The 25931-nt window shown below is 44.8% G+C and carries 21 protein-coding genes; 12 read left to right on the forward strand and 9 right to left on the reverse strand.

The features are described from left to right. Positions 1-133 precede the first annotated feature (133 nt). On the forward strand, positions 134-898 hold the full coding sequence (locus ACHUFM_RS09995) for a GGDEF domain-containing protein (protein ID WP_394181933.1): 765 nt from the start codon (positions 134-136) through the stop codon (positions 896-898). 9 nt (positions 899-907) lie between these two features. On the opposite strand, the gene ACHUFM_RS10000 is transcribed toward ACHUFM_RS09995, so the two are convergent. The 3 genes from ACHUFM_RS10000 to ACHUFM_RS10010 form a co-directional block, all read right to left on the reverse strand. Beyond that, positions 908-1759 carry an amidohydrolase family protein gene (locus tag ACHUFM_RS10000; RefSeq protein WP_394181935.1) on the reverse strand — a complete coding sequence of 284 codons (852 nt, stop codon included), beginning with the start codon at positions 1757-1759 and terminating at the stop codon, positions 908-910. A 12-nt stretch (positions 1760-1771) separates the two neighbouring features. After that, positions 1772-2911 carry a mandelate racemase/muconate lactonizing enzyme family protein gene (locus ACHUFM_RS10005; protein ID WP_394181937.1) on the reverse strand — a complete coding sequence of 380 codons (1140 nt, stop codon included), beginning with the start codon at positions 2909-2911 and terminating at the stop codon, positions 1772-1774. 84 nt (positions 2912-2995) lie between these two features. After that, a complete protein-coding gene (locus ACHUFM_RS10010; protein WP_394181939.1) occupies positions 2996-3721 on the reverse strand; it encodes a FadR/GntR family transcriptional regulator in 726 nt (241 codons plus the stop codon). A gap of 259 nt (positions 3722-3980) precedes the next feature. On the opposite strand from ACHUFM_RS10010, the gene ACHUFM_RS10015 reads away from it, so the two are divergent. From ACHUFM_RS10015 to kduD, 11 genes are all read left to right on the forward strand, one after another. Then, positions 3981-4979, forward strand: a complete 999-nt coding sequence (locus ACHUFM_RS10015; protein ID WP_394181941.1) for a TRAP transporter substrate-binding protein — start codon at positions 3981-3983, stop codon at positions 4977-4979. Between the two features lie 72 nt (positions 4980-5051). Continuing rightward, positions 5052-5624, forward strand: coding sequence for a TRAP transporter small permease (locus ACHUFM_RS10020; protein WP_394181943.1), 573 nt, complete (start codon positions 5052-5054; stop codon positions 5622-5624). 1 nt (position 5625) lies between these two features. Next, positions 5626-6909 (forward strand): TRAP transporter large permease, encoded by a 1284-nt coding sequence (locus ACHUFM_RS10025; RefSeq protein WP_394181945.1) that lies wholly within the window; start codon positions 5626-5628, stop codon positions 6907-6909. Between the two features lie 10 nt (positions 6910-6919). Further along, positions 6920-7720 (forward strand): NAD-dependent epimerase/dehydratase family protein, encoded by an 801-nt coding sequence (locus ACHUFM_RS10030; RefSeq protein ID WP_394181947.1) that lies wholly within the window; start codon positions 6920-6922, stop codon positions 7718-7720. Positions 7721-7844: 124 nt separating this feature from the next. After that, a complete protein-coding gene (gene kdgD / locus ACHUFM_RS10035) occupies positions 7845-8756 on the forward strand; it encodes a 5-dehydro-4-deoxyglucarate dehydratase (protein WP_394181949.1) in 912 nt (303 codons plus the stop codon). Between the two features lie 60 nt (positions 8757-8816). Then, positions 8817-10397: an aldehyde dehydrogenase (NADP(+)) gene (locus ACHUFM_RS10040; RefSeq protein ID WP_394181951.1), complete on the forward strand. Its 1581-nt coding sequence runs from the start codon at positions 8817-8819 to the stop codon at positions 10395-10397. A gap of 279 nt (positions 10398-10676) precedes the next feature. Further along, on the forward strand, positions 10677-11558 hold the full coding sequence (locus tag ACHUFM_RS10045; protein ID WP_394181953.1) for a carbohydrate ABC transporter permease: 882 nt from the start codon (positions 10677-10679) through the stop codon (positions 11556-11558). Positions 11559-11560: 2 nt separating this feature from the next. Then, positions 11561-12469, forward strand: a complete 909-nt coding sequence (locus ACHUFM_RS10050; protein ID WP_463514364.1) for a carbohydrate ABC transporter permease — start codon at positions 11561-11563, stop codon at positions 12467-12469. A gap of 9 nt (positions 12470-12478) precedes the next feature. Next, entirely contained in the window at positions 12479-13618 is a 1140-nt protein-coding gene (locus ACHUFM_RS10055) for an ABC transporter ATP-binding protein (RefSeq protein WP_394181955.1), read from the forward strand. An 81-nt stretch (positions 13619-13699) separates the two neighbouring features. Continuing rightward, positions 13700-14986: an ABC transporter substrate-binding protein gene (locus ACHUFM_RS10060; RefSeq protein WP_394181957.1), complete on the forward strand. Its 1287-nt coding sequence runs from the start codon at positions 13700-13702 to the stop codon at positions 14984-14986. A 265-nt stretch (positions 14987-15251) separates the two neighbouring features. After that, entirely contained in the window at positions 15252-16010 is a 759-nt protein-coding gene (gene kduD / locus ACHUFM_RS10065; RefSeq protein WP_394181959.1) for a 2-dehydro-3-deoxy-D-gluconate 5-dehydrogenase KduD, read from the forward strand. A 106-nt stretch (positions 16011-16116) separates the two neighbouring features. On the opposite strand, the gene ACHUFM_RS10070 is transcribed toward kduD, so the two are convergent. The 6 genes from ACHUFM_RS10070 to prpD all read right to left on the reverse strand — a co-directional run bounded on the left by ACHUFM_RS10070 (position 16117) and on the right by prpD (position 25905). Further along, positions 16117-17730: a TRAP transporter large permease gene (locus tag ACHUFM_RS10070; RefSeq protein WP_063332570.1), complete on the reverse strand. Its 1614-nt coding sequence runs from the start codon at positions 17728-17730 to the stop codon at positions 16117-16119. A 15-nt stretch (positions 17731-17745) separates the two neighbouring features. Continuing rightward, positions 17746-18423, reverse strand: coding sequence for a TRAP transporter small permease (locus ACHUFM_RS10075; RefSeq protein ID WP_394181961.1), 678 nt, complete (start codon positions 18421-18423; stop codon positions 17746-17748). A 150-nt stretch (positions 18424-18573) separates the two neighbouring features. Continuing rightward, the gene (locus ACHUFM_RS10080; RefSeq protein WP_394181963.1) at positions 18574-19566 is read right to left on the reverse strand and encodes a TRAP transporter substrate-binding protein; all 993 of its coding nucleotides are present in this window, start codon (positions 19564-19566) and stop codon (positions 18574-18576) included. Between the two features lie 238 nt (positions 19567-19804). Beyond that, positions 19805-21877: a tRNA(Met) cytidine acetyltransferase TmcA domain-containing protein gene (locus ACHUFM_RS10085; protein WP_394181965.1), complete on the reverse strand. Its 2073-nt coding sequence runs from the start codon at positions 21875-21877 to the stop codon at positions 19805-19807. A 53-nt stretch (positions 21878-21930) separates the two neighbouring features. Beyond that, a complete protein-coding gene (locus ACHUFM_RS10090; protein ID WP_394181967.1) occupies positions 21931-23949 on the reverse strand; it encodes a methyl-accepting chemotaxis protein in 2019 nt (672 codons plus the stop codon). A 471-nt stretch (positions 23950-24420) separates the two neighbouring features. Then, positions 24421-25905 (reverse strand): 2-methylcitrate dehydratase, encoded by a 1485-nt coding sequence (prpD, locus tag ACHUFM_RS10095; RefSeq protein WP_394181969.1) that lies wholly within the window; start codon positions 25903-25905, stop codon positions 24421-24423. Between the last annotated feature and the right edge of the window lie 26 nt (positions 25906-25931).

Consider the following 25931-nt stretch of genomic DNA (forward strand, 5'->3'; position numbering starts at 1 on the left):
AGTAGGAGCGGGTCAAACTATATGTACATTACAATGTTTCCTATTTAAGAAGTATTGCGCTCATTTAGGTAGAAGGCACAGATGTATTTTGTGGTTCTTCTGGTTTTATCTATCTATTCGCCTTGGGGGCATAGTGACGCCTATTATCCGACATTTACTGCGTTCATTAGGACGTACTGGCTTAGTGCTGGCGCTAACTGTTTCTGCCATTCTTATTTCTATACTGTTCGATATTGCTTTTGCGAAGCTGTTAGGTTTCACTTTTGATTTGCATCGTGATGTGATGATGATCACCCTCATAGCGGGCTTAACGACACCTATTTTATCTTGGTATTTGGTGGGCTTGCTATTACGTGTTGATGTAATGGAGCGGGAGATGACTCAGCTCGCTTCAATCGATAGCCTAACGTTGGTTTATAATCGTGGTTATTTTTACAAAAAAAGTTTGACTGCTCTATCATCTAAAGCCAGCTTCAAAAAATCTGGCGTATCTGCATTTTTTGTTCTGGATCTAGATGATTTCAAACAAATTAATGACCAGCATGGTCATCTCTGTGGTGACCGAGCTCTGGTGTGTTTTGCGGAAGCGTTGCGAAGCATCTTTCATTATCCAAATGTAGTGGCTCGTTTAGGTGGCGATGAATTTGCTGTTTTGCTGTGTAATGCCACAGAAGCCGAAGTGGCTAGCTTTGCGAAAAAAATTTTAGACAGGGTGCGTAACACCAGTTTGGCAACCGAACAAGGTTCATTAAATTTTACCACCAGTATTGGTGTGGCAACCTTTCAAGGGCAAGGTGAGCAAGTGTTTGAGCTGGCGTTCCAGACCGCCGATAAAGCTTTGTATGAAGTGAAAAGGGCAGGTCGCGACAGCTATAAAATTCAAACTGTCGGTCACTGAAAAATAGCGTTAATCCTGCCAATATAAGCGCACTGGATTGTCGACAAATATTGCTTGTCTCGTGCTCTCATCCGGTATCCAACTTTGTACCAAGTCTAACAACCTTGCGTCGTTTGGTGCTTGCTCTGGTGTGCCTGAAACATGGGGCCAATTGCTGGCCCAAATAATGCGTTCAGGAGCATGTTTCATTGCCGCTTTGGTCATCTCGGCTATGTCTGCGTAGTCTGGCCCACCATTGGCTGAGCTTTCATAACAAGCGGCTATTTTGTAATAACAGTTGCCCTTGTCCAGAAGCTTGAGTAAGTGTTTGAATTCGGTGCTATTGGTTTTGACTGGGGGCAAAAACTTACCATGATGATCCAGACTAAAATTGCCTTTGATCTTATCCAGTAAGCTGGCGTGCTCTAAGATTTCACGACCATTGAACTGCACTATGCAACTCCAGCCAAACGAAGCAATTTTATCGTTTACAGATAACAAATCTTTTAATCTGACAGCGCCTTGAGTTAACTGCATAATACGCGCGCCACGTGCGCCCATTTGATGCCACTTTTCCAGTTCAGCTTCCGTTGTATCGGGCGTCACTACCACAATGCCACGGGCTTTATCCCCCATACTTTGTACCGCATTGAGCAATACTTGGTTATCTGTTTGATAGGCGTTAGGTTGGGTAATCACAACCTTATCTATGCCCAACCATTTCATCACTTGCTGGTAATCTTCAAGACTCGCAGCATCGTTAGGAATGTTTGGGCCGCCTGGTAAGTTAGGGTGTTGGGCGTCGTATATGTGTATGTGCGTGTCTATGCTGCCTTTAGGTAGGGCAATATTGGGAGCTTGTCCGTTTAATTGTCTTGCCATGATTGCCATTCCTTATGTTTTGGGACGATATTTAGCCAGTTCATCTGGACATATTTCAATCCCTAATCCATGACCTTGAGGCACGGTTAAATAGCCATCGTTAAGCTCAAAAGGTTGGGTGACGATACTTGATCGGAAAGGGTTGTGGGTTTGATCGTATTCAAAGCGCGGTGATTCAGGTGTACAACCATAAGACGGCGGATTCGGTGGAATAATGGCGTGAAAGTGAAGTCCTGCTGCCAATGCAACACTGGTGCCCCAAACATGAGGTACGCAACGCACACCATAAATGTCGCATAAGGTGAGTATTTTTTTCGCTTCGCTTAAACCGCCTACACCGCATACGTCGGGTTGTAAAATATCGACTGTGTTTTGCTTGAGTGCTTCGTTAACCCCCCAACGTGTGTGCCAGGTTTCACCACCAGCAAGGGGGATGGATTGGTTGCTCCTGAGTTTGTGATAGCTACTCAATGCTTCGGGTACAACGGGCTCTTCGAACCATAGGATGTCGCAATTCTTAACGGCGTTAGCGACACGTGCAGCATCAATAGGATCATAACCATGATTGGCGTCTATCATAAGTTCAATGTCGTCACCTAAACACTGACGTACGGCTTTGATCGAGGCGATGTCCAGGTCGATACCAAAACCAATTTTGATCTTTACCGCCTTGAAACCCGCTTGCTTATAGCCAGACACTTCATCCAACAAGCTTGTTATACGATCTTGGCCTACTAAACGAAAACCACCAGTGGCGTAGACTGGGATTTTCTTGCGAAAAGCGCCGCCTAGTAGCTGGTGGGTTGGGCATTGGTGATATTTCCCCGCTACATCCCACAAAGCGATATCAATGCCGCTGATGGCATTGATAGTGGCACCACGTTGTCCTTGGTCACGGAAGGTGTTGTAAAGTTTGAGCCAGATGGGTTCGATGTGTAGAGCATGTTCGCCAATAAGATGAGGCTTCATGGCCTGAATGAAGGCATCGTTTACGATACGGTTGCCTAAACATTCTCCCCAGCCTACTAAACCATTATCACAATGGATTTCTACTAGTAGGTGATCTCTGGAGGTAAACAGCATGGAGGCGGATTCGAACGGCTGTTCAAGTTCATGGCTTAGGTGATGAGTAATGATTTCTGTAATTTTCATGGGACAAGACCTTGTGTGTCTGTTTATTCTTGTTAGAGATGGCAAACATAGCACAAGTTATTTTATCAAATCTATAAATTCATACTATGATTTTGCTCGTTGTATGTCGCGCATCAATTTACGGTAGCGCTCGCAGCCATTGTTAAGGTGGACGCGCACCGCTTCTTTGGCGGCTTCAGCATCGCGTACTTCAATTGCATCCAAAATCGCTTTGTGTTCACGATTGAGGGACTTATCGATTTCTGGATCGCGGGGCAGGCCAGCTTCTTCTCTTAGTCGTGCACGAGGGATAGTACGTTGTCCAAGGACTTCTAAAAAATCAACAAAGTGTTGGTTGTTAGTAGCCTTGGCAATGGCTAAATGGAATTCGAAATCTTCCTGTTCAGCGCTTTCACCTTTTTGGACTTTGCGTTCATAGGCATCGTAACAGCGATAGATTTCCGCTTCTTGTGCTAACGAACAACGAGCTACAGCAAGGGCTACTGCTTCTATCTCTACAGCGGTTCTAAGTTCTAAAGACTCTATTGTATCGGTCAGAGTCTGTGTGCTGTTACGTAGTAAGGAACTGAGCTTTTGCTCCGGTTCGGAGACAAATACACCTGCCCCTTGTTTGGCTTTGACCAACCCTTCTGCTTTTAAACAGGCAATGGCTTCGCGTAGCACGGTTCGGCTGACAGACAGTTCGCTCATCAACTTAGGTTCTGTCGGCAATTTGTCACCAGGTTTCATATCCATGGAGGCAATGCGTTGACGAATTTTTTCTGCCGTTTGTTGCGGCAAACTGGCTTTTATGGTTTTGCTTACTGGCATGGTTTAGTGGCCTTTCTAAAACAAAAAGATGTTGCTTTTTAAGAGCTTGAATATGTTATCACATAATATGAATAGTACTTAATATACTCATTAAGTCGTTAAGTTTAAATTAAATCATGAAAATTCATACTATGATTATTGTCTATTCCTAATATCTTATGCTACAAATAAAAAGGTTGGATGGCGATCTTAAGGTCTTAGCTCTAAAGTGGTTATCCAAACAAGCAGAAAAATGACAAGAATCACTGGAGACATAACAATGATAATAAGTTTTCCCGCAAAAAAAATTGGTAAAGCGCTCGCCTTGATGACGGCCGCCTCGGCAGTGGCATTTTCTTCCGCGGCAAACGCCGAATGGAAAGGCTGGAACATCCATAATACGGGGTACCCTGTGACGGATGCATTGGAATCTTTCATCAAAGAAGCGGATAAAGCCACAGACGGTCGTGTTAGTGGTCGAGTTTATAATGGCTCGGTACTGGGTAGTCAGTCTGATGCGATTCAGATGCTGCAAGTTGGTGCTATTCAGTTTGCTGGTTTTAGCTTGGGGCCAATGGGTGATGCTGTGCCCGAAGTGAATGTGGTTTCTCTTCCTTTTATTTTCAAAGACCTAAATCACATGCACCGTGTTATGGATGGCCCAGTCGGTGATCAGCTAAGTAATGCCATGGCGAAAAAAGGCATTATGTCGTTAGCTTGGTATGATGGTGGTGCACGTTCTTTCTACAATACCGCTAAGCCAATTCAGACGCCAGCGGATGTGAAAGGTGAGAAATTCCGTGTCATGAACAATGAATTGTATGTTGGTATGGTGGAAGCTTTGGGTGGTAATGCTACGCCAATGGCTTACTCTGAAGTATATCAATCCTTGAAAACGGGCGTAGTTGATGGCGCTGAAAACAACTGGCCATCTTATGATTCTAGTAATCATTATGAAGTGGCGCCTTATTATTCTTTAACTCAACACTTAATCATTCCTGAGTGTGTTTGTGTGAGTGTGAAAGCGTGGAACGAATTGTCTGCAAAAGACCAGGTTGCTGTCAAAAAGGCTGCTCGTGATAGCTCGGTTTTGCAGCGTGAATTGTGGGCGCAACGCGATGAAGAAAGCCGTAAAAAAGTGTTGGCTTCTGGTGTTAAGTTTAATGAAATCAAAGATAAAAAAGCCTTTAGTGATGCGATGAAACCGGTTTACGCGAAAGCGGTGAAAGACAATCCATCTTTGAAGCCATTTATTGAGCAAATTCAAAATACCCAGTAATAAATAACGGTTCAGGCTAATCTACCAGTGGTAGATTAGCCTTTTGATGACATTGCTTGAAAGAGTGTGACTATGGCTTTCTCTTCTTCTGTACAACCCAAAATCAAATCCATTCTGGATGGCGTTGCTTTTTTAGTGACGGCCTTATCTGGTGTGTTTTTAGTTTTGTTGGTGGCTTCATTTGGTTGGTTGGTATTTGGTCGTTATGTGTTAAACGACACGCCAACTTGGGTGGAGCAAATGGCCATGTTGTTGGTCACTAGTATTACGTTTTTGGCCGCAGCAGTGGGGATTCATGAACGCACTCATTTAAGTGTCGACATGCTTTCCATGCTGGTGCCTGAACGAGTGGGTCAGATTTTTAATATCTTGATTGATGTGTGTATTGTCGTTTTTGGTTATGCCATGGCGTTATACGGTAAAGAGCTGGTGGACTTTGCTTGGTTCAGAAGCATTCCACTATTAAGTATCCCTATCTTAGAATGGAGGATTCCGGATGGTATTCGCTACTTCCCAGTGGTTGCCAGTGGTGTGTTGATGTGCTTGTTTGCTGGGTATCGAGTGATTATCAGTGCTCTCAGTTTATATTCAAAACAATCTGTGTCAGCAGCTTCTCACTCTTCTGATGTAGCGGGAGATAAATAATATGGGCTTAGCGATTTTACTGGGCTTATTTGCTCTGCTGACCTTTGTTGGTGTGCCTGTTGCGTTTGCATTAGGTATGGCTGCAATTTCAGCGTTTTTCTATGAAGGCTTGCCGTTAATGATTGGTTTTCAGCGTATCGTTGCAGGTACGTCTACTTTTTCATTATTAGCGATTCCTTTTTTCATCTTTGCTGGTGAGTTGATGTTGCACGGTGGCATTGCTGCACGCTTGATCCGCTTGGCCTCTTCAGCAGTGGGTTGGATGCGCGGTGGTTTAGGGCAAGTTAATGTCTTTTCCAGCATGTTGTTTGGTGGCATTTCGGGTTCGGCCGTGGCGGATGTGTCGGCGCTTGGCTCTCTGTTGATTCCGGTGATGAAGGAGAAAGGTTATGACGATGCTTATGCGGTCAATGTGACAGTGACATCCTCTATTGCTGGTATCATGATTCCGCCAAGCCACAATATGATCTTGTATGTGGTGGCCGCAGGCGGTGGTATGTCTGTTGCGAGTCTTTTCATGGCTGGTATTGTGCCGGGGATCTTGATGTGTGTTTTGCTGGGATGTGTGGCTCGTTGGATGGCGATTCGTAATAATTACCCAACCGAACCGTTTGCGGGTTTGAAGGTTATTTTTATTGCTTTCTTAGCGTCATTCCCAGGTTTGATTACCGCCATTATTGTGGTTGGCGGAGCTTTATCAGGTGTGTTTACCGTTACTGAATCTGGTGCGATTGGTGCGATTTATGCTGTATTGATTACCGCTTTGGTCTACCGTTCATTGACTTTACGTGATTTTTGGATCGCTGTTATTCGTTCGGTTCGTACTACTGGTCTGGTGATGATCTTAGTTGGTTGCGCGTCTGCTTTTGGCTACATGTTGGCATTGTACGAAGTGCCGAAAGTATTGGCTACTGGGTTAACGGCGATTTCGGATAATCCGATCATTATCTTTTTGATGATGAACCTGATCCTCTTGCTGTTGGGCATGATCATGGACATGGCGGCATTGATCCTGATTTGTACGCCAATCTTTTTGCCTGTAGCGGTAAGTTTGGGGATGGATCCAATCCAGTTCGGCATTATGTTGATGATGAATTTGGGACTAGGTTTGTGTACGCCTCCTGTTGGTGGCTGTTTGTTTGTTGGGTGTGCCATTGGCGAAGTGCCGATTCAACGTGCTGTGAAAAGTATCTGGCCATTTTATTTGGCCATCTTGGCCGCTTTAATGTTGGTAACATTTGTGCCTGCTATTTCTATGGCACTGCCAAACTGGATCAGTAGTTAAGGAGAAACATATGAAGCGAGTATTGCTTACTGGCGCGGCCGGTACGTTAGGTAAGGCTATGCGTCGTACGTTGGCAGGTTGGGCGGACGAGTTGGTGTTGTCTGATTTGGTTGAGATTGTCGATTTGCAACCTGGCGAGTCTTTTCAAGCCTGTGATTTGGCGGATTTTGAGGCGGTAAAAGCCCTAGTTAAAGGTTGCGATGGCATTATTCACTTAGGTGGACAGTCCATTGAAGGGACATTTGAGAGTATTTTGAATGGTAACTTGAAAGGCACTTATCATATCTATGAAGCGGCTCGTCAACATCAGGTAGCGCGTATCTTTTTTGCCAGCTCGAATCATGTGGTGGGCTTTCATTCTCGTGAGACACGCCTAGATGCGGGCAGTCCAATGCGACCTGATAGCTTATATGGCGTATCGAAAGGCTTTGGTGAGTTATTAGCACGCTATTACTTTGAGAAGTTTGGTATTGAATCCGCTCTGGTGCGCATCGGCAGCTGTCTGCCTAAACCGATTGATCGTCGCATGTTGTCGACCTGGTTAAGTGAAGAGGACATGGCGGATCTAGTGAGGCGTGTGTTCAGTGTTAATCGCTTAGCTTGTACTGTGGTGTATGGTGCATCCAATAACCCTTGGTCTTGGTGGGATAACCGTAAGTCCAATTTCTTGGGGTGGCAGCCGAAAGATTCGTCGGCACAATTTGAAACAGAGGTGTTGGCACAAGACCCATTAATGGACCTTGACCATCCCGCATTGTTATTTCAAGGAGGGTTCTTTGCCACTGCAGGCCACTTTGAAGACGATGATTAACCGTAACTTTAGCTAACGCACTTTTTTAAATTTATTTCCTAATAATGAAATTTTTGCCCTGCAACATGGGTAAGGGTTTCGTTTGCCCAAAATTTGGGTATTTGAATAGTAAGAGGACCCTTATATGGCACTTCCAATTGAGCAAATTCGTTCATCTTTAAGCGATGGTTTACTGTCATTCCCTATCACGGATTTTGATGCGCAGGGACAGTTTCAAACTGACACTTACAAACAACGCATCGAGTGGTTTATTGAGCACGGCGTATCGTCGGTATTTATTGCCGGTGGAACTGGGGAGTTCTTCTCCCTTGGGCTGGAAGAGTATCAAGAGATTTGTCGCATTGCGGTGGAAACGGTCGCTGGACGAGTGCCGGTGATTGCCAGCGCTGGGCGGAGCGTCGTCGAGGCTAAAGCCTTTGTGAAAGCAGCTGAAGACGCGGGTTGCGATGGTATTTTGTTGATGCCGCCTTTTTTAACCGAATGCCCAGAAGACGGTGTGGTGGAATACGCCACACAAATCATGCAAAGCAGCTCTATTCAGTTTATTTACTACAATCGTGCCAATGGCATTTTGAGTGCAGAAAGCGTGAAGCAATTAGCGGCGCAGAACCCCAACTTGATTGCTTTAAAAGATGGTGTGGGCAATGTGGCAACATTAAACGACATCATCAAAACAGTGGGTGATCGTTTGGTCTACATTGGTGGTGTGCCGACTGCTGAGATTTTCGCTGAGGCGTATTTGGCCATCGGTGTGAATACCTATTCTTCTGCGGTGTTTAACTTTATGCCAGACATGGCGAATCGTTTCTACAAAGCGCTGCGAGCAGGTGAAAAAGCAACGGTAGAGGCAATTGTGAAAGACTTCTTTATTCCTTTTTGTCGTCTGCGTGATGAGAAAAAAGGCTACGCGGTGAGCTTGATCAAATCTGGTGCTAAGTTAATTGGCCGTCCTGCGGGAGAGGTGCGTGCGCCACTGATCATGCCAACTCAAGAGCAAGAAGCGCGCCTGCAAGCGCTCATCGAAGCGAATAAATAGCCACAGTCTCAGATCTTCTGTTCTGGGGTTCTTTTAATGACTGAATTTGTGGAGAAGACAATGCAAATTACGGGACATATGCTGATCGGACAAAGTTCAGTACAGGGTCACAAAAAAGCCATTCGCGCGCTGAACCCAGCGACTAATGAGTATCTACAGCCGGAGTTTCTAGGCGGCGATCAACAGCATGTTGATCGAGCCGTTACATTGGCTTGGCAAGCGTTCGATGACTATCGTGTTATTGATCACGAGCGCCGAGCAGCGTTCTTAGAAACCATCGCCGATGAAATTCTAGTGTTGGGCGATTTACTTGTAGAGCGTGCTATGGCGGAAACCGGTTTACCGAAAGCTCGTATTGAAGGTGAGCGCGGTCGAACCATGGGGCAATTGCGTATGTTTGCTTCGGTAGTTCGCATGGGCAAATTTCTCGATGCGCGCATTGATCCTGTGCTGCCTGATAGAGCGCCATTGCCACGAGCGGATTTGCGTTTTCAAAAAATTCCACTGGGTCCTGTGGCCGTGTTTGGTGCCAGTAACTTCCCATTAGCTTTTTCAGTAGCCGGTGGCGATACAGCCTCTGCATTAGCGGCCGGTTGCCCTGTGGTGGTAAAGGCACATTCCGCTCATCCAGGGACGTCTGAATTGGTTGGCCGTGCGATTCAGCAAGCGGTAAAAAAGTGTCAAATGCCTGAAGGCGTATTTTCTTTGCTGTTTGGTGCTGGTGCCGATGTGGGTGGTGCTCTCGTGGCGCATCCTCATATTAAAGCGGTGGGGTTTACTGGCTCCCGTTCGGGGGGTGTTGCCTTAATGAATATTGCAGCGAATCGCCCTGAACCGATTCCGGTTTATGCTGAAATGAGCAGCATAAACCCTGTTTTTATGATGCCAAGCAAACTGGCTCAAGATGCCAAAACGATGGCGTCGGGTTTTGTGGCCTCGTTGGCCATGGGGGCTGGGCAATTTTGTACTAATCCAGGCCTGGTGGTGGTGATGGATGGGCCTGCTTGTGAAGATTTTTTGCAACAGGTGGCGGAAGATACTCAAGCATTAGGTACGCAAACTATGCTTAGTCCGGGTATTTATCAAGCCTACTGTGAGGGTGTGAACGGCTTGGTTGAGCATGAGGGCGTGACTTTGTTGGCGCAATCTGCCGCATCAGAGCAACCAAACCAGTGTCAGGCACACGTTTTTGTGACACAAGCCAAGACTTTCTTAGCGGATAAGCGTTTGGAAGGGGAGGTATTTGGCTCGACTTCTTTAGTCATTAAATGTCAGAGCCTTGATGAATATCGTCAATTAGCTGAGCACTTTGAAGGCCAATTGACCATCACTATTCAGATGGATAATGCGGACAGCGATGCGGTAAGGGCGTTATTACCCGTGTTTGAGCGCAAAGCAGGACGTTTGTTGTGTAACGGCTACCCAACTGGGGTTGAGGTGTGTCAGGCCATGGTACATGGTGGGCCTTTCCCAGCCACATCAGACAGTCGTTCTACCTCGGTGGGCAGTGCCGCTATTGAGCGGTTCTTGCGTCCAGTGTGTTATCAGGATTTCCCCGTTAGTTTATTACCAAACAGTGTACAAGACGATAATCCGTTGATGATTCCACAGTTGTTCGACAATAAATTGAAATTAGTTTAGTAGCGTTTCTTTCAATTGAAGAGAGAGGACGTCTGGATAGGTGTCACTTTAGCGAGGCTTTGGTCTCGCTTTTTTTTGCTTCGCTTTTTAGTTCGGAAAACATCTATAAGTTAGGTAATGAAAGGCTTATAGAGGATTGGCACAAAAACAGTTGAAAAGTATTTGTTCTTTTTTTGAAAAAGCATTTCAAAAAAAGTGATTAAAGTCATTGAAAAAATGAAATGCCTCCACTACTATCGAAAATGCAACCTCAATAACAACAAAATAGAGTTGATCAATATGTATGAAAATCGACGGTTAGGCTTGGCCTATATCAGCCCCTACATAATTGGATTGCTGGTTTTTACCGCTTTCCCATTTTTGTCGTCATTAATCATTAGTTTTACCGACTATGATCTGATCAATCCGCCGGAATATATCGGTTTGGATAATTATCGCTATATGATGGATGACGATACTTTCTATAAGTCGATGGGCGTGACCTTCGCTTATGTTTTCCTGACGATTCCTCTTAAATTGGCTTTTGCCCTTTTTATCGCCTTCGTACTGAACTTTAAATTACGCGGTATTAAATTCTTCCGTACGGCTTATTATATTCCTTCTATCTTGGGTAGCAGTGTGGCCATTGCGGTGTTGTGGCGAGCTATTTTTTCTCTCGACGGCTTATTGAACAGCTTCTTAGGGATCTTTGGCGTGGAGCCAATTTCTTGGTTAGGTGAGCCAGTATTTGCCATGTTTTCGGTCACTTTGTTGCGGGTGTGGCAGTTTGGTTCGGCGATGGTGATCTTCCTTGCTGCTTTGCAAAGTGTGCCCCAATCACAATATGAAGCGGCCATGATTGATGGGGCGTCTAAATGGCAAATGTTTACTAAGATTACAGTACCTCTCATTACACCAGTGATTTTCTTTAACTTCATCATGCAGACCACTCAGGCTTTCCAAGAGTTTACGGCACCTTATGTGATTACCGGCGGAGGCCCTGCGAAGTCGACTTATCTGTTCTCTTTGTACATTTATGAAACCGCCTTTAAATACTTTGACTTGGGCTATGGCAGTGCTTTGGCATGGGTGTTGTTTGTGGCGGTGGCTATTTTTACAGCGATTTCCTTTAAGTCTTCTAAATACTGGGTGTTCTATTCCGGTGATAAGGGTGGTAAATAAACATGGCTAAATCATTTATAAATAAATCCACCACGAGCGTTGTCGATAACGATCGTTTTTTACGTGTGCAAATGCGCAAACAGAAAATTGGTGCTGGTATTCGCTACTTTATTCTCTTGTTCTGTGGTTTGGTGATGCTGTACCCCTTGTTTTGGATGTTTTCAGCCTCGTTCAAACCCAACCATGAGATCTTTAGCTCGTTGAGTTTATGGCCTAATGAGTTTTCTTTAGACGGTTTCATTAATGGTTGGAATACGGGGACCGAATACACCTTTGGACGCTTTTTTCTGAATACCTTTTATTACGTGGTGCCGAAGGTGATCTTAACGGTGATTTCGTCTGTCATTGTGGCGTATGGTTTTGCTCGCTTTGATATTCCCTTTAAGAAGTTTTGGTTTGTTACTCTGGTTGCCACCATTTTGCTACCGACGTCTGTGTTGTTGATTCCACAGTATTTGATGTTTCGTGAAATGGGTATGTTGGACAGCTACATGCCTTTGTATTTGCCCATGGCATTTGCGACGCAAGGTTTCTTTGTCTTCATGTTGATTCAATTCCTACGAGGGTTGCCAACTGACATGGAAGAGGCTGCTATGATCGATGGTTGTAATTCCTTTCAACTGCTTTGGTACATAGTGGTGCCTATGCTTAAACCAGCGATTATTTCCGTGGCCTTGTTCCAATTTATGTGGTCCGTGAATGATTTCCTCGGTCCATTGATCTACATCTCTAGTGTTGAAAAATACCCCATCGCACTTGCGTTGAAATTATCCATTGATGTCACCGAAGGGACTCAATGGAATGAAATTCTTGCTATGGCATCGATTGCCATCGTTCCGTCAATTGTCGTCTTCCTGATCGCACAAAACTATTTTGTGGAAGGAATTACGTCCGGTGGTGTTAAAGGTTAGGTAGCTATTATGTCTAAAGTTGTATTAGAAAATTTAACGAAAGTGTACTCGAACGGTTTTAAAGCGGTTCATGGGATTAATCTGGAAATTGAAGACGGAGAGTTCTTGGTGGTGATCGGTCCTTCTGGGTGTGCTAAATCCACCACTCTGCGTATGTTGGCAGGGTTGGAGTCCATCTCTGGTGGCACCATCACCATTGGCGATCGTACAGTGAATAACTTACCACCAAAAGATCGTGGCATTGCCATGGTATTCCAAAATTACGCCCTGTATCCACATATGAGTGTGCGTGAAAACCTAGGTTTTGGTTTGAAACTGGCTAAAGTCAGCAAAGACGATATTGAAAAGCAGGTTAACGAAGCTGCTGAATTGCTGGAATTAACGCCTTTGTTAGATCGTTTACCCCGTCAATTGTCTGGCGGTCAGGCGCAGCGTGTGGCAGTGGGTCGAGCCATAGTGAAGCGCCCACAGGTTTTCTTGTTCGATGAACCTCTGTCTAATCTAGATGCGAAATTACGAGCCTCCATGCGAGTACGTATATCAGATTTGCATAACACCCTAAAGAAAACTAACCGTTCTGCGACCAGTGTATATGTTACCCATGATCAGACCGAAGCCATGACCATGGGCGATCGCATTTGTGTCATGAAAGACGGCCACATCATGCAAGTAGATACGCCTGCCAATTTGTATAAATACCCGCAAAACTTATTTGTTGCAGGCTTCATTGGTGCCCCAGAGATGAACATGGTAGAAGCGGATTTGTCGCGTAATGATCAAGATGATTATCACCTTTCTTTGAATGAGCAAGGACTGACTTTGCCCACTGAAAAAGCACAAAAAGTGGCGGATAAATTTACCTCTGATGTAGTGTTTGGTATTCGTCCTGAGTTCATCAGGTTGGCTGATGACAACTCGCCTAGTGGTGAGGTAGTGAAAGGTATTGTGATTCGTATGGAGAACATGGGGGCAGAATTTTATGTGCACTTCTCTGTAGACGGTGAGAAGAAAGAAATGTGCGCGCGCATTCCGTCTGACATCGTAGAAGCACAACTTTGGAATTCAAAAGGTAAGGAGCAATTGTTTCATTTTGAAATGAGTAATGCCCATATCTTTGATAAGCAAACCGAGGAAAATATTTCTCTCTAACAGCTTTTATGCGCCGTTAGAGCTTAGCTTGAGCGGTGCTAAAAAGTTTTAACATGATGTTATAAAACGAGGAAAGCAAGCATGAAAATAAAAACAATAGCTATGTTAGTTGGGTTAGCGTCTGCTGGTTCAATGGTCAGCACCCATGTCAATGCAGAAGATCTGCGTATGTCATGGTGGGGAGGGAATTCCCGACATGCGGCAACGAATGCGGCCGTAAAAGAATTCGAAAAAGTGAACCCAAACATCAGTGTCAAAACGGAATACACCGGTTGGGGTGGCCACTTAGAGCGTTTAACGACGCAAATTGCTGGTAATACAGAGCCAGATTTGATGCAGACTAACTGGAACTGGATGCCTATTTTTTCCCGTCGTGGTGATGGTTTCAAAGATTTACGTGACTACAGCGACATTCTAGATCTGAGCCAGTTTGATGAAGCGGCGTTGGCAGCAGGTACCAATAACGGTAAGTTGAATGGTATTCCAATCTCCATGGCCGCACGTATTTTCTACTTTAACAAGGACGTTTGGGATAAAGCTGGATTGCCTTACCCTGTGACTTGGAATGACTTCATGAAAGCCGGTCCAGTCTTCAAAGAAAAACTGGGTGATGAGTACTTCCCATTGGTGTTAGAAGGTCGTGATGTGATTGCCATGAACCGTTCTTATATGGTGCAGAAATACGGCATCCCAATGATAGATGAAGACAACAAGCGCATTGCGTATTCCGATGAGCAGATGTTGGAGTTCTTCAAGCTTTACGAAGACATGGTGAAAAACCATGTGGCGCCAAGCAGTAAATACATTGCGGGCTTTGGTGCGGCCAATCTTTATGAACATAAGCCTTGGATCAATGGTGAATGGGCCGGTTTGTACATGTGGAACTCGGCGATTAATAAGTACAACGATAATTTAAAACCACCTATGTCATTGGAGTTGGGTTTCTACCCAATGATGAAAGGAGTCAGTGATGCGGGTCTGTTTTACAAGCCTGCACAAATGTTCTCTATTGGTAAAAACAGCGATCAACCAGAAGTGGCAGCAAAATTACTGAACTTCATTCTCAATGAACCTGCGGGTTATAAAGCCATGGGCTTAGCGCGTGGTGTGCCTTTGAGCTTAGCGGCACGTCGTGCTTTGATGTTAGATGGTACCATTAAAGAGTCTGACCTTTCTGTTGCAGGTTTGGCGCAAATTAACGACTTACCAAAGCAATTGCAAACCTCTGCTTATTTTGAAAACCCACAATTTGTTAGCTTGTTCCAAGAGCTCATCGAAAAAATGGATCAAGGGCAAATTACTGTTGAAGAAGCAGCTGAAGACTTCATAAAACAAGGTAATCGTATCTTGCGTCGCGCTATGCGCTAGCCAATCGACCGTGCGATTCGACAGAGTCGCACGGTCATTTAGCAAACAAACAAGGGTTTGTTTGAGTTTCAAGAAGCGTTTCATTTCATCTTTATGGCAATAAATTTGCAATCATGCGTTAAATTTTTATTGGCTTGTTGTTTTTTTTGAAAAACTGTTTCATTAAATTTAAAAATATATTTTCTTGTGTTATTCTGAATGTACGAACGAACGGCTTTGTCACTGTTTGGCTAATCTGTGCCGTGAAAATTGATTAGGTGATTTTATGAAAGAAATGTTTGATCTCAGTAACAAGGTTGCCATTGTTACTGGATGTAATACAGGCTTAGGGCAAGGTATGGCATTGGCGTTGGCGAAAGCTGGAGCGGATATTGTTGGTGTTAATCGTGATGATCCATCCGAAACCATTGAGCTCATGGCGGCAACGGGCCGCAAGTTTCACAGTGTAACTGCAGATATGAGTAAAGTGGACTCTGTAGATTTAGTGATTAAAGAGGCCGTCTCAGCCTTTGGTCAAGTGGATATTCTGGTAAATAACGCGGGGATTATACGTCGTAATGATGCGATTGATTTCAGTGAAAAAGACTGGGATGACGTGATGGATGTGAACATTAAGTCTGTGTTCTTTATGTCACAAGGTTTTGCTCGTCAGGTGATCAAGCAAGGTAGTTCTGGCAACATCATTAATATTGCTTCTATGTTGTCTTTCCAAGGGGGCATTCGAGTGCCGTCTTATACTGCATCGAAAAGTGGTGTGATGGGGGTTACCCGTTTGCTTGCTAATGAATGGGCGAAACATGGTATCAATGTAAATGCCATCGCACCGGGTTATATGTCGACGAATAACACGCAAGCTTTACGTGCTGATGAAGCGCGCTCAAGTGAGATCTTAGGACGTATTCCAGCGGGGCGTTGGGGGTTACCAGAAGACATGGCGGGACCAGTCGTGTTTCTTGCTTCTGATGCATCGCGCTACGTGAATGGCTACACTATTGCGGTGGACGGTGGATGGTTGGCTCGTTAAATCAGAAACTGTATTTTATATAGACACAAAAAAAGAGCCGCACCTTTCAGGTTGCGGCTCTTTTTTTGTGTCTGAGAGACTCTCTTAAAAGTCACTCCTAGAATCATTACTGAACGATTTCTGGTCCCATGATGCTGTAAGGTAAGGCAGTCGATAGAGCAGGAATGTAAGTAACCAATACCAAGAACACCATTAATACCAATACGAATGGCATCGCTGCTTTCACCACGCGAGCCAAACTCATGCCAGTGATACCTGAGGTAACGAACAGGTTTAAGCCTATCGGCGGCGTAATCATACCGATTTCCATGTTAACCACCATGATGATACCCAAGTGAATTGGGTCAACACCCAGTTCCATAGCGATTGGGAACACCACTGGTGCAACGATTACTAAAAGTCCTGATGGTTCCATGAACTGACCACCGATCAACAGTAGGATGTTGACTGCGATCAAGAAGGTAAACCAGTTGAAACCAACGCCCAACATCCACTCTGTAATGGCTTGTGGAATACGTTCAGCCGACAAGGTGTGGGCGAACAACAAGGCATTGGCGATGATGAACATCAACATAACTGTGGTTTTGGTGCCTTCCAACATGACTTTGCGAGACTCATCGCCAAACAACGATGGGAAGAAGCCGCGTAGCATTAGGCTTAGGTTGCGACCCCAAATAGGCAGACCAGCCGCTAAACAAGCGCCAATGGATTCATCCAGTTTGGCGGAGCGTTTATACACATAGAAGACCGCCAACAACACAGACATGATCAATCCCCAAAGGGCACGATCACCACCTGTGATGGTGTCACTGTCTGATAAAGCGAAGAATGACATGATTTCCCACACAAGGAAGAAAGACACGCCATAAACTAGGCCATTGAAACCTACGCGAGCGTGCGGTGCATCATTGTCATTGGTCCAAGTTTTGCCTTTTAAAGGTCCCATATCACGGTAAACAAACAAGGCAATGAACATAGAATAGACAGCGGCGACCACAGCAGCTTCCGTTGGCGTGAATACACCGCCGTAAATACCGCCCATGATGATAACGACGAGGAACAAGCCCCAACCTGCGTCTTTACCACCACGGATCAGATTGCCAAACCCTTTCCACTCTTCAGCAGGCAGTTTTTTGATGCGTGCTACCACATAGATCGCCAACATTAACATGCCGCCGGCCATTAAGCCTGGGATAACCCCAGCCAAGAACATACGACCAACCGAAACATCAACCGATGCCGCGTATACTACCATTACGATAGAGGGCGGAATCAAGATGCCCAAAGTACCAGCGTTAGCGATGATGCCAGCAGCAAACTCTTTGGAGTAACCTACTTGCGTCATACCTGCAATGGCAATCGTACCGATGGCCACAACTGTGGCTGGAGAAGAGCCAGACAAGGCTGCGAACATCATACATGCCAACACAGACGCCATGGCCAATCCACCACGGAAGTGGCCCACACTGGCAATAGCGAAGTTAATCAGACGCTTTGCCACACCACCAGTCGACATGTAAGACGACGCGATGATGAAAAATGGGATGGCCAGCAAGGTATAGTGTTGGCCCGCTCCAAATAAGGAAATGGCAACAGACGACAAAGAGTCGTGTGAGAAAAAGGTAATAAACAAGATGGACGATAAGCCCAAGGAGATACCAACAGGCAAGCCGATAAACAGCAAGACTAGTACCATAGAAAATAGAATAAGCGATTCCACAATTAAGCTCCTGAGCTAGTCTTTCAAGATGTTTTGGTTTTCTTTGACAAGATCTTGTGCCTCATGGCCACTGATTAACATGTCACGTTTGCCGCGGGCAATATTAATAAAAGCTTGTAGAGAGCGATAAGACAGAAGTGCCAAACTGATTGGAAGAATGACCAAAACGATCCAACGCTGAATGCGTGGACGTACACCAAACATTTCTTGAATGAATTCAGGGTAACGAAGTTCTTCAGAGCCAATGCCGATACGGAACATTTTCGACCAGTATTCAATCGCGCCACCGCGCACATCAACACCAAGCATGGCTAACCAAGTGGAATCTAATAGGATTAAACCATACAGCATGGCGGCAGCTGCACCAAATAAGGATAGGCCTTTCGCAATTCGTCTTGGCACGGCGTTAAGAACAATGTCGACACCTAAGTGAAGACCTGTTTTTATGCCGTAACTCATGCCTAGTAAGATTAACCAAGAGAAAGCAACGGTGTTGAATTCTAGAGCGGCATCCCAGCCAGTGTTAAAGCCATATCGTGCGATAACTTGACCAAAAGACACGGCCATGATGGACGAAATAACGATAATTAGCAGGTTTTCTTCTGCTCTTTCCATCACCTTTGGAAAGCGTTTTTCTAATCCCCAAATAACAAGGATAAAGAAGAGTAAATACAAATGTGGCCAATATGCCATGGGGTTCTCCTAGGGCTTGTGGAGCAAAACAATAAAACAGCAGTGTGTGGCAAGATTGTGAAACTATTGGGTCAACAGAAGGAGACAGGGGTCACATTAAAACCACAAAGAGCTGGCTCGAAAGCCAGCTCACTGCAGGGTAGAACTAACTTATGCACCAGCCGCTGCGTTAATTAGGTCTTTACCAATGTAGTTTTCAAATTGTTTCCAGACAGGCTTCATAGTCTCAACCCAAACGTTTAGTTGTTCCGGTGTTAACGTATTGATTTTACCGCCAGCCTTAAGAATGTTAGCGCGGTTCGCCGCTTCTTTGGCTTTAACAGACAAGTTAGCCTCTTGAGTCACGTCGTCAGCAATTTGAAGGAATTGCGCGCGATCTTCAGAAGATAAGCTGTCTAGGAATTCAGAAGACGTCATGAACAAGTAAGCCAACAACTGATGGTTCGTTTCTGTGATGCTGTCTTGAACTTCGTAGAATTTTTTCGTGTAGATGTTAGACCAAGTGTTTTCTTGACCATCGACAACACCTGTTTGCAATGCGCCGTACACTTCAGAGAAAGCCATGGCTTGTGGCGAAGCGTCCATTGCCGCAATCATTTGCTTAGCAACGTCAGACGTTTGGACACGGAATTTCAAACCAGACGCATCGCTTGGCTGGATTAGTGGTTTGTTGGCAGAGAAGTATTTCATACCAGACATCCAGTAACCTAGACCAACAAAGCCTGCGTACTCGTCCATTTCAAGAAGAAGTTTTTTGCCTTCTGGCGTTTTTGTGAAACGAATCGCGTGATCCATATCTTTAAAAATGAAGGGTAGGTCGAACACGCCGTATTTGTCAGTGTAAGAACCGAACTTAGATAAAGAAGGTGCCAATAGCTGAACATCACCTAACAACAGAGCTTCAAGCTCTTTTGAATCGCCGAAAAGCGTTGAGTTAGGGAAGACTTCAACACATAGTTTTCCATTCATCTCTTGGTTAACGCGATCTGCAAAACTATTCGCAGCAACCACTTTCGGGTGAGTTGTACCGCCCGTTACGTGGCTGAATTTCACAACACGTTCACCAGCGTCACAGTTCGCTAGGGCTGTATTTGCCGAAAACGCAAGGGCAAGAGAAGTAAGAGCAAGACTGATTTTTTTCATTTTTATAAAACTCCAAAAAGCGTATTTATTATTGTTGCCGGATTTTTTAGCCCTAAAATGGGCTGCGCAAAAAAATATTGCTAGGCAGAGTTGGTTACACATTTCGTGCCAAATCTTTGTGTTTCCCCTTAACTCATTGAAATAAAATGATTTTTCAGTCTTATGTGTAGGCTATCTAAAATCGTGTGGTGTTGTTTGTGGGGGAGACTTGGCACATGAAGTGTCCATTAATGGGTGGTTAACCGCCTATTTTAACTTTTAAAAGGCTTTTGAAAGTTTGGTAAATGGCTTTTTTACCACCCAACTGAGCCTTTTTCTGATTGTCGGACAGGTTTCGGCCTAATGCGGCGTCTAACATGAGTAGATGGCTCGGATTATTGGCATCAAGCTGCTGATTAATGGCCAGTTGATAGCATGCTTTTAAAAACGCCGGGCGTATGCTGTCGAAAGGTTTGTGATGATCTATGAATAAGGATAATTCGTTATGTTCTTGTGAGTTGAGTTGGGCCAAGCTAGGTAAATGAACCTCGCCATGACTTACCGCTAGTATTTGCAGCACCAAATCGCTAGGTAGGTCATGGTACTGCAACATTAAACTTACGGTAAATTTTTCAATAAAGCGTGTTTGCCAGCCTGTGCTTATGGTATTCGCTGACTGGTTAAGTGGTTTCACCAGCATGATGGAATAGCTGCCACTAGCCTGATCTTTCGATGTTCCCAAGCGCACAATTCGATAGCCATTTTTTAGCCAAAAATGCAGTACGTCTGGTGTTGCTGCAAAACTGGTGCACAGAAAATCGCACTCTGGCGGGGCCGATTGTTCGACTTTTTCAAGCAGTTGACTGCCATAGCCAAGGTCATGCTGGTTTGGTTGAGTGGCAATCCGACTAATGCGCCAAAAATTCAGTTTTCCTGCTTCTGCGAGGCCTTCGTGTGCGAGTAAAGACTGTGGGACTAAGTGTCCTCTGGGCCGGCGCTTACCTTCCATTACCGCTTGATTTAAGCTATCGGGTAAGCCGCCTTCAGCGGACACAATGGCGAGAGACAGCAAGTCTTGTTGATGATTCAGAGTGTGGATTGAAAGGGAAGGGTCGTCTAGCATCCAGCGTAAATTATCCGCTGAGGTTTGGTAATGAGCATTGGCCAACAATTGAAAAGCTTGGCTTAGCTGACTTGGATGTTGTAACCAGTCTTTTGCTGACAAAGCTTGATATTGAAGAGATTCAATTGGTGTTGCAGAAGGTGACTCGTTGGCGATATCGCCGCCTAAGAAAAAGGTATTGTTTAGCCATGTTTCAAGTGGGTCATTTTTCCCCCATCGAATGGGCTGCTCCAATTTTAGGTAAACCACGCCCTTTAGGGATCGATTTTTCAGCTGCTTCAAATGCTTAGTAAAACGCATGCCAAAGCCTTTTCCTATCCCTTCATAACCATAATCTGTGGTACTAAAGACACAATGTTTTGCGCGATTAGCCAACTCAATAAGCATGGGGATAGGAAACATAGCGGCTTCATCGACGATTAAAACATCCCAATGTTGCGGGTCTGCAAGTAAGGCATCAGCGGCATAAAAAGGCCATTTTGCTGAGCTTTTTCGTTGTTTTAAGCTTTGTTCAAATTGTGCTTTTAAGGTTCCGATGGCGTCTTGATTTGGTGCCACTAAGGCAAGGTTGAGTGACGATTGCGACAGTTTCGCCAACGTGTCGCCCAGCATGGTGGATTTACCTCGCCCTCGGGCAGCAGTGAGGATGTAATGATCTGCTTCTAATTTAAGAAGCTGGTTCTGGGCCTCTTGCTGTTGCGAGGTCAGTGTGATGTTTTGTGGCCAAACTGGTAAGGCGATTAATGGTGTTTGTTGTTCTCCGCTTTCTTTAAACGGGCTAGAAGCGCCCTGCAAACGTGACCATAAATAGTCTTTAAAATACGAATGAACTTGTTCTGTCTGATATGGCCAAGGTATGTAACGAGATAAATCCTGATCGAGGTGTTCATGCCAGTCTCCGTTAGGGAGTCCAAGGGCGAATAGACCTCCGCCACGAACAGTGCCAGCAAGAATGGCTAGAGCGCTGGCGGAAACGCCTTGTGTTAAGTCAATTAACACGGCTTCTTGAGTACTACCAAGCAGCTGGCGAGCCTGTTTGAAGTTGCAGGTCTGATGCCGGCCTTGATTGAGTTGGTTGTACTGTTCAATTTGTTGGCTACAAATCAGAGGGGTCTTGAGAGACCGAGTTAAATGTAGGAATTCTGACAACAGTTGCTGACTTGTTCCTCTTAAAATGAGGCAATGGCGATGATGGTCAGAATGGGTCATAAAAGTCTCCTATAGCCACAGTATGATACTGTGGCTATAGGAACACGCCAACGTTATTTTATTGTAAAACTAGATAAGTCTTTTTGCAGGGTGTTGGCCAGTTGTTCAATGTTTTGACTGTGACCTTGTGAAGTATTGGCCATGGCTTGAGTTTGCATGGCGGCGTGTTTCAGGTCTTCTGCGTTCTGACGAATTTGAGTAGATGCGACACTTTGTTCTTCCGTCGCGGCGGCTACATGACTTATGCCCATTTCCACTTCCTGAATGGACTTTAAAATGTCATCTAAAAGTTGGTCTGCCTCACGAGTTTGTTCAATACTATTGAGTACTTGCTCAGACCCTTGCTCCATGTCTAGCACGGCCGACTGACTATTGTTTTGAAGCCGATCAACCACATTGCGAATTTCTTCTGTTGAACTTTGTGTGCGCTGTGCTAATACGCGAACCTCATCGGCAACCACGGCAAAACCACGTCCTTGCTCCCCTGCTCGGGCTGCTTCAATGGCGGCATTTAGCGCCAAAAGGTTGGTTTGTTCGGCAATGTTGTTGATGACTGTCACCACCTCACCAATGTCTTTCGAGCTATGTTCGACTGTTTTGATGGTGTTGGAGGCTTGCGTGAAGGCTGACGACAACATGCTGACCGTTTCTTCAACTTGTTTAACGGCATGGTGACCTTGTGTGGTCAGGTGTGACACTTTGGCCGATTGTTCCGATACCTGGTTAGAGCTTTGCGCCACTTCTTCGATTGAAGTGGCTATTTGAGTGATGGCTGAGCTGACTTGCGCACTCGCGTCTTGGCTAGAATCGGCGCTTTGTACTAAATCGCTGTTTGCCTCAGTAATACCGGATGTTGATGCCAATAGCGCTTCACTTGAGGTCTGAATGTTCGACACCAATTTAATTAAATTGTCGCGCATTTTGATGGCGTCATTTTGCAGAGCGTCGATTTCATTCTGACTGTTTTTACTGGCATTTCTTTGAAATCGGAACGTCAGATTCCCTTGGCCTAATTCAGACATAGCAGAAGACATTTCTTTCAACGGAGACAAGGCTTTACGGATAAAAAGTATTAAAATTAGGGTCAACATCAGGGCGGCAATGAAAGCAATAATAGTAACAATGAATAGCACATGATTGACCACTTCGGCGTATTCGTCATCGTAAGATTTTAACGCCACAACCCAGCCCCATTTAGAAGCTTCTTGGAACACCACCTTGGACGGACGCGGCGTTTCTCCTTTGTCCGTTATTTTTAAGGTGTAGTGAATCAAGCCTTTCTCAGATTGGAATAGCTTTTTGAAAGTATCGGTCAATTCACTGCTCAGTTGGTAGAGTGTTTTTCCCTCTTCAGAAGGGTGAATGACCAACAGTCCTTCTTTTTCTTTACTGGCCTCGGCCACATAAATGTAACCCGTTTTACCAAACACCATTTTGTTTAGAGAGTCACGCAGTGGCTGGAGGATGGTATCAAAAGGGTAAAGTTGCTCAATAAATACGTTGCTTTGATGTTGAAGGGGGTGGTAAGCCGCAAAGTATTCTTTGTTACCGATAATGGTTCGGCCAACATAGGGCTTCGCAGTGCGCAAGCCTGTTGTGGCTTTGGAATTGGACTGGATCTCGACCGGTAAATTTAGATCCGAGCTGGCGGCACGATAAAATTTACCTTGTTGCGCTACCACTAAGCTGATGTCTGCTCCTGCGGCGTTGGCAATATCTAGAATAACCTGGCTGTTGCCGTTTATTTGTTTATCATTTAATTGCAGACTGGGAAGGGCCATGCCCTTAACTTGCGCACTGTTAGAAGAGGTTACGTTCAAGTTTTGTAGATTCATATTAATCAGATTGTGGTTAAAACTTGCGATACGAACAAAGGTATCGTAGCGGCTATTAAGGCGTTCAACGACCAGTTCGACTTCTTTCTTCTGGTGATCAGTCACAATGCCGCTGATCTCACGATTGAACAATTGGCCTATGACCAACACCAAAATGGTGAAACAGATTAATACGGCCAGTAGTGTTCCTATGCCTAGCTGTTTAGGTAGTGACGTTCTTTTAAAGGTTGATATCATGCAGGTTACGTCCTCATTGTGTTTAAAGTGCATTGCAATCTAAGAAAGACGTAAATATACAGACCTGTATAAAGTTTACAAATATTTACTTAATGTTTCTTAATATAAGTAATATTAAGAATTGTTATTTGTTTTTTAAGTTACTGTTATTTATATGTTTAAATTAATTTCTGTTTTCTATTTGAAAAATAAACACAAAATTTATGTTCATATTTTTTATTAAGAAGTTATTTTGTTAATTGTTTTAAACTTTTAGGTGCGTCATTTTTAATAATTGAGTGGCTTTCTGGAAAGCAGATTGAGGAGCTGGAGAAGGACATTATTTAAAGGGCGTTCTTTACAGATAACACCGAATTGTTGACGATAGTTGTGGGTGCCAGCAACAAAGTGGGAAGGCGAGAAGAAAAAAGACAGTAAAAGAGAACAAATAGGGTTTGTTCTCTTTTACTTATCTAAAGGGTGCCTGTGACATCAGATGACAAATAAATCCATAAAGCGATTTACTGGCGTGCTTTCGAGGGATTGCTGATCCTTGCAAAGGGCGAAAATGGTTTGGCAACGATCGCTAGGGAAGCGTGTTGCTAAATTGTTTTGGAATTTTTGCTCAAGTAAGGGAATGCCTTCGGCACGGCGGCGGCGATGACCAATAGGGTATTCCACAACCACTTCGTTTGTGTGTGAGCCGTCCTTGAAAAACACTTGGATCGCATTCGCAATGGAGCGTTTATCCGCTTCAAGGTATTCCTCGCTGAAACGGGGGTCTTCAACAATCTCCATTTTATCTCGGAGTTCATCAATAATGGGATTGGTCTGATGGAAGTCGTCTTCATAATGTTCAGCGATCAAGTTGCCAAACGCCAAGGGTACCGCTGTCATGTACTGTAAGCAGTGGTCACGATCCGCCGCATTGGCAAGTGGCCCTACCTTGGAAATGATACGAATGGCTGATTCATGGGTGCGAATGACGATTTTCTCAATGTCAGCTAGTCGATCTTTTACTTCAGGGTGCAAGGTCACAGCCGCTTCGGCCGCCGTTTGAGCGTGGAACTCAGCAGGAAAGGCGATTTTAAACAGAATGTTTTCCATCACATAGGCATCATAGTCTTGTGAGAGTGAAAACTGTCTTTGTTCAACTGGCTTGATGGCTTGATCTTTGTTTGTTTTGCTAAAAGATACATCATAAAACCCCCATTGCGGGGCCGTTAGTACGCTTGGAATGCCCATTTCGCCGCGCATTGACATGTCCGCCAGGCGTACCGCTCGAGAAGTGGCATCGCCAGCGGCCCAAGATTTGCGAGAGCCTGCATTTGGTGCATGGCGATAAGTGCGCAGAGCAGAACCATCAACCCAAGCTTGCGAAATGGCTGCCATGATTTGTTCACGGTTACCGCCCATCATTTTTGTGACAACGGCACTGGACGCTACTCGAACTAGCAATACATGACATAAGCCTACTCGGTTAAACGAGTTTTCTAATGCGAGAACACCTTGGATTTCGTGTGCCATCACCATGGCTTCCAGTACTTCTCGCATGGTAAGAGGGGCTTCTCCTTGCGTAGCCTTTTGCTGAGAAATAAAGTCTGCGACTGCTAATATTCCTCCCAAATTGTCTGAAGGGTGTCCCCATTCTGCGGCTAACCAGGTGTCGTTGTAGTCTAGCCAGCGAATGATACAACCTATGTCCCAAGCCGCTTTGACTGGGTCTAGTTGTAATGAGGTGCCTGGCACACGGGCACCATTCGGGACGACAGTGCCTTGTACAATGGGTCCCAGATGCTTAGTACATTCAGGGAACCGTAATGCCAATAAGCCACAGCCCAAGGTGTCCATCAGACAATTACGAGCCGTATCTAGGGCTTCTTGACTGCTGACTTGGTAGTTCAGCACATAGTCAGCGATGTCTTGAATCACTTTGTCATAATCTGGGCGATTGTTTAAATCGACGTTAGCACTCATATCTTATCCTTATTTTCAAAATGTAT

The sequence above is a fragment of the Marinomonas posidonica genome (assembly GCF_043643765.1).
Taxonomy (GTDB): Bacteria; Pseudomonadota; Gammaproteobacteria; order Pseudomonadales; family Marinomonadaceae; genus Marinomonas; species Marinomonas posidonica_A.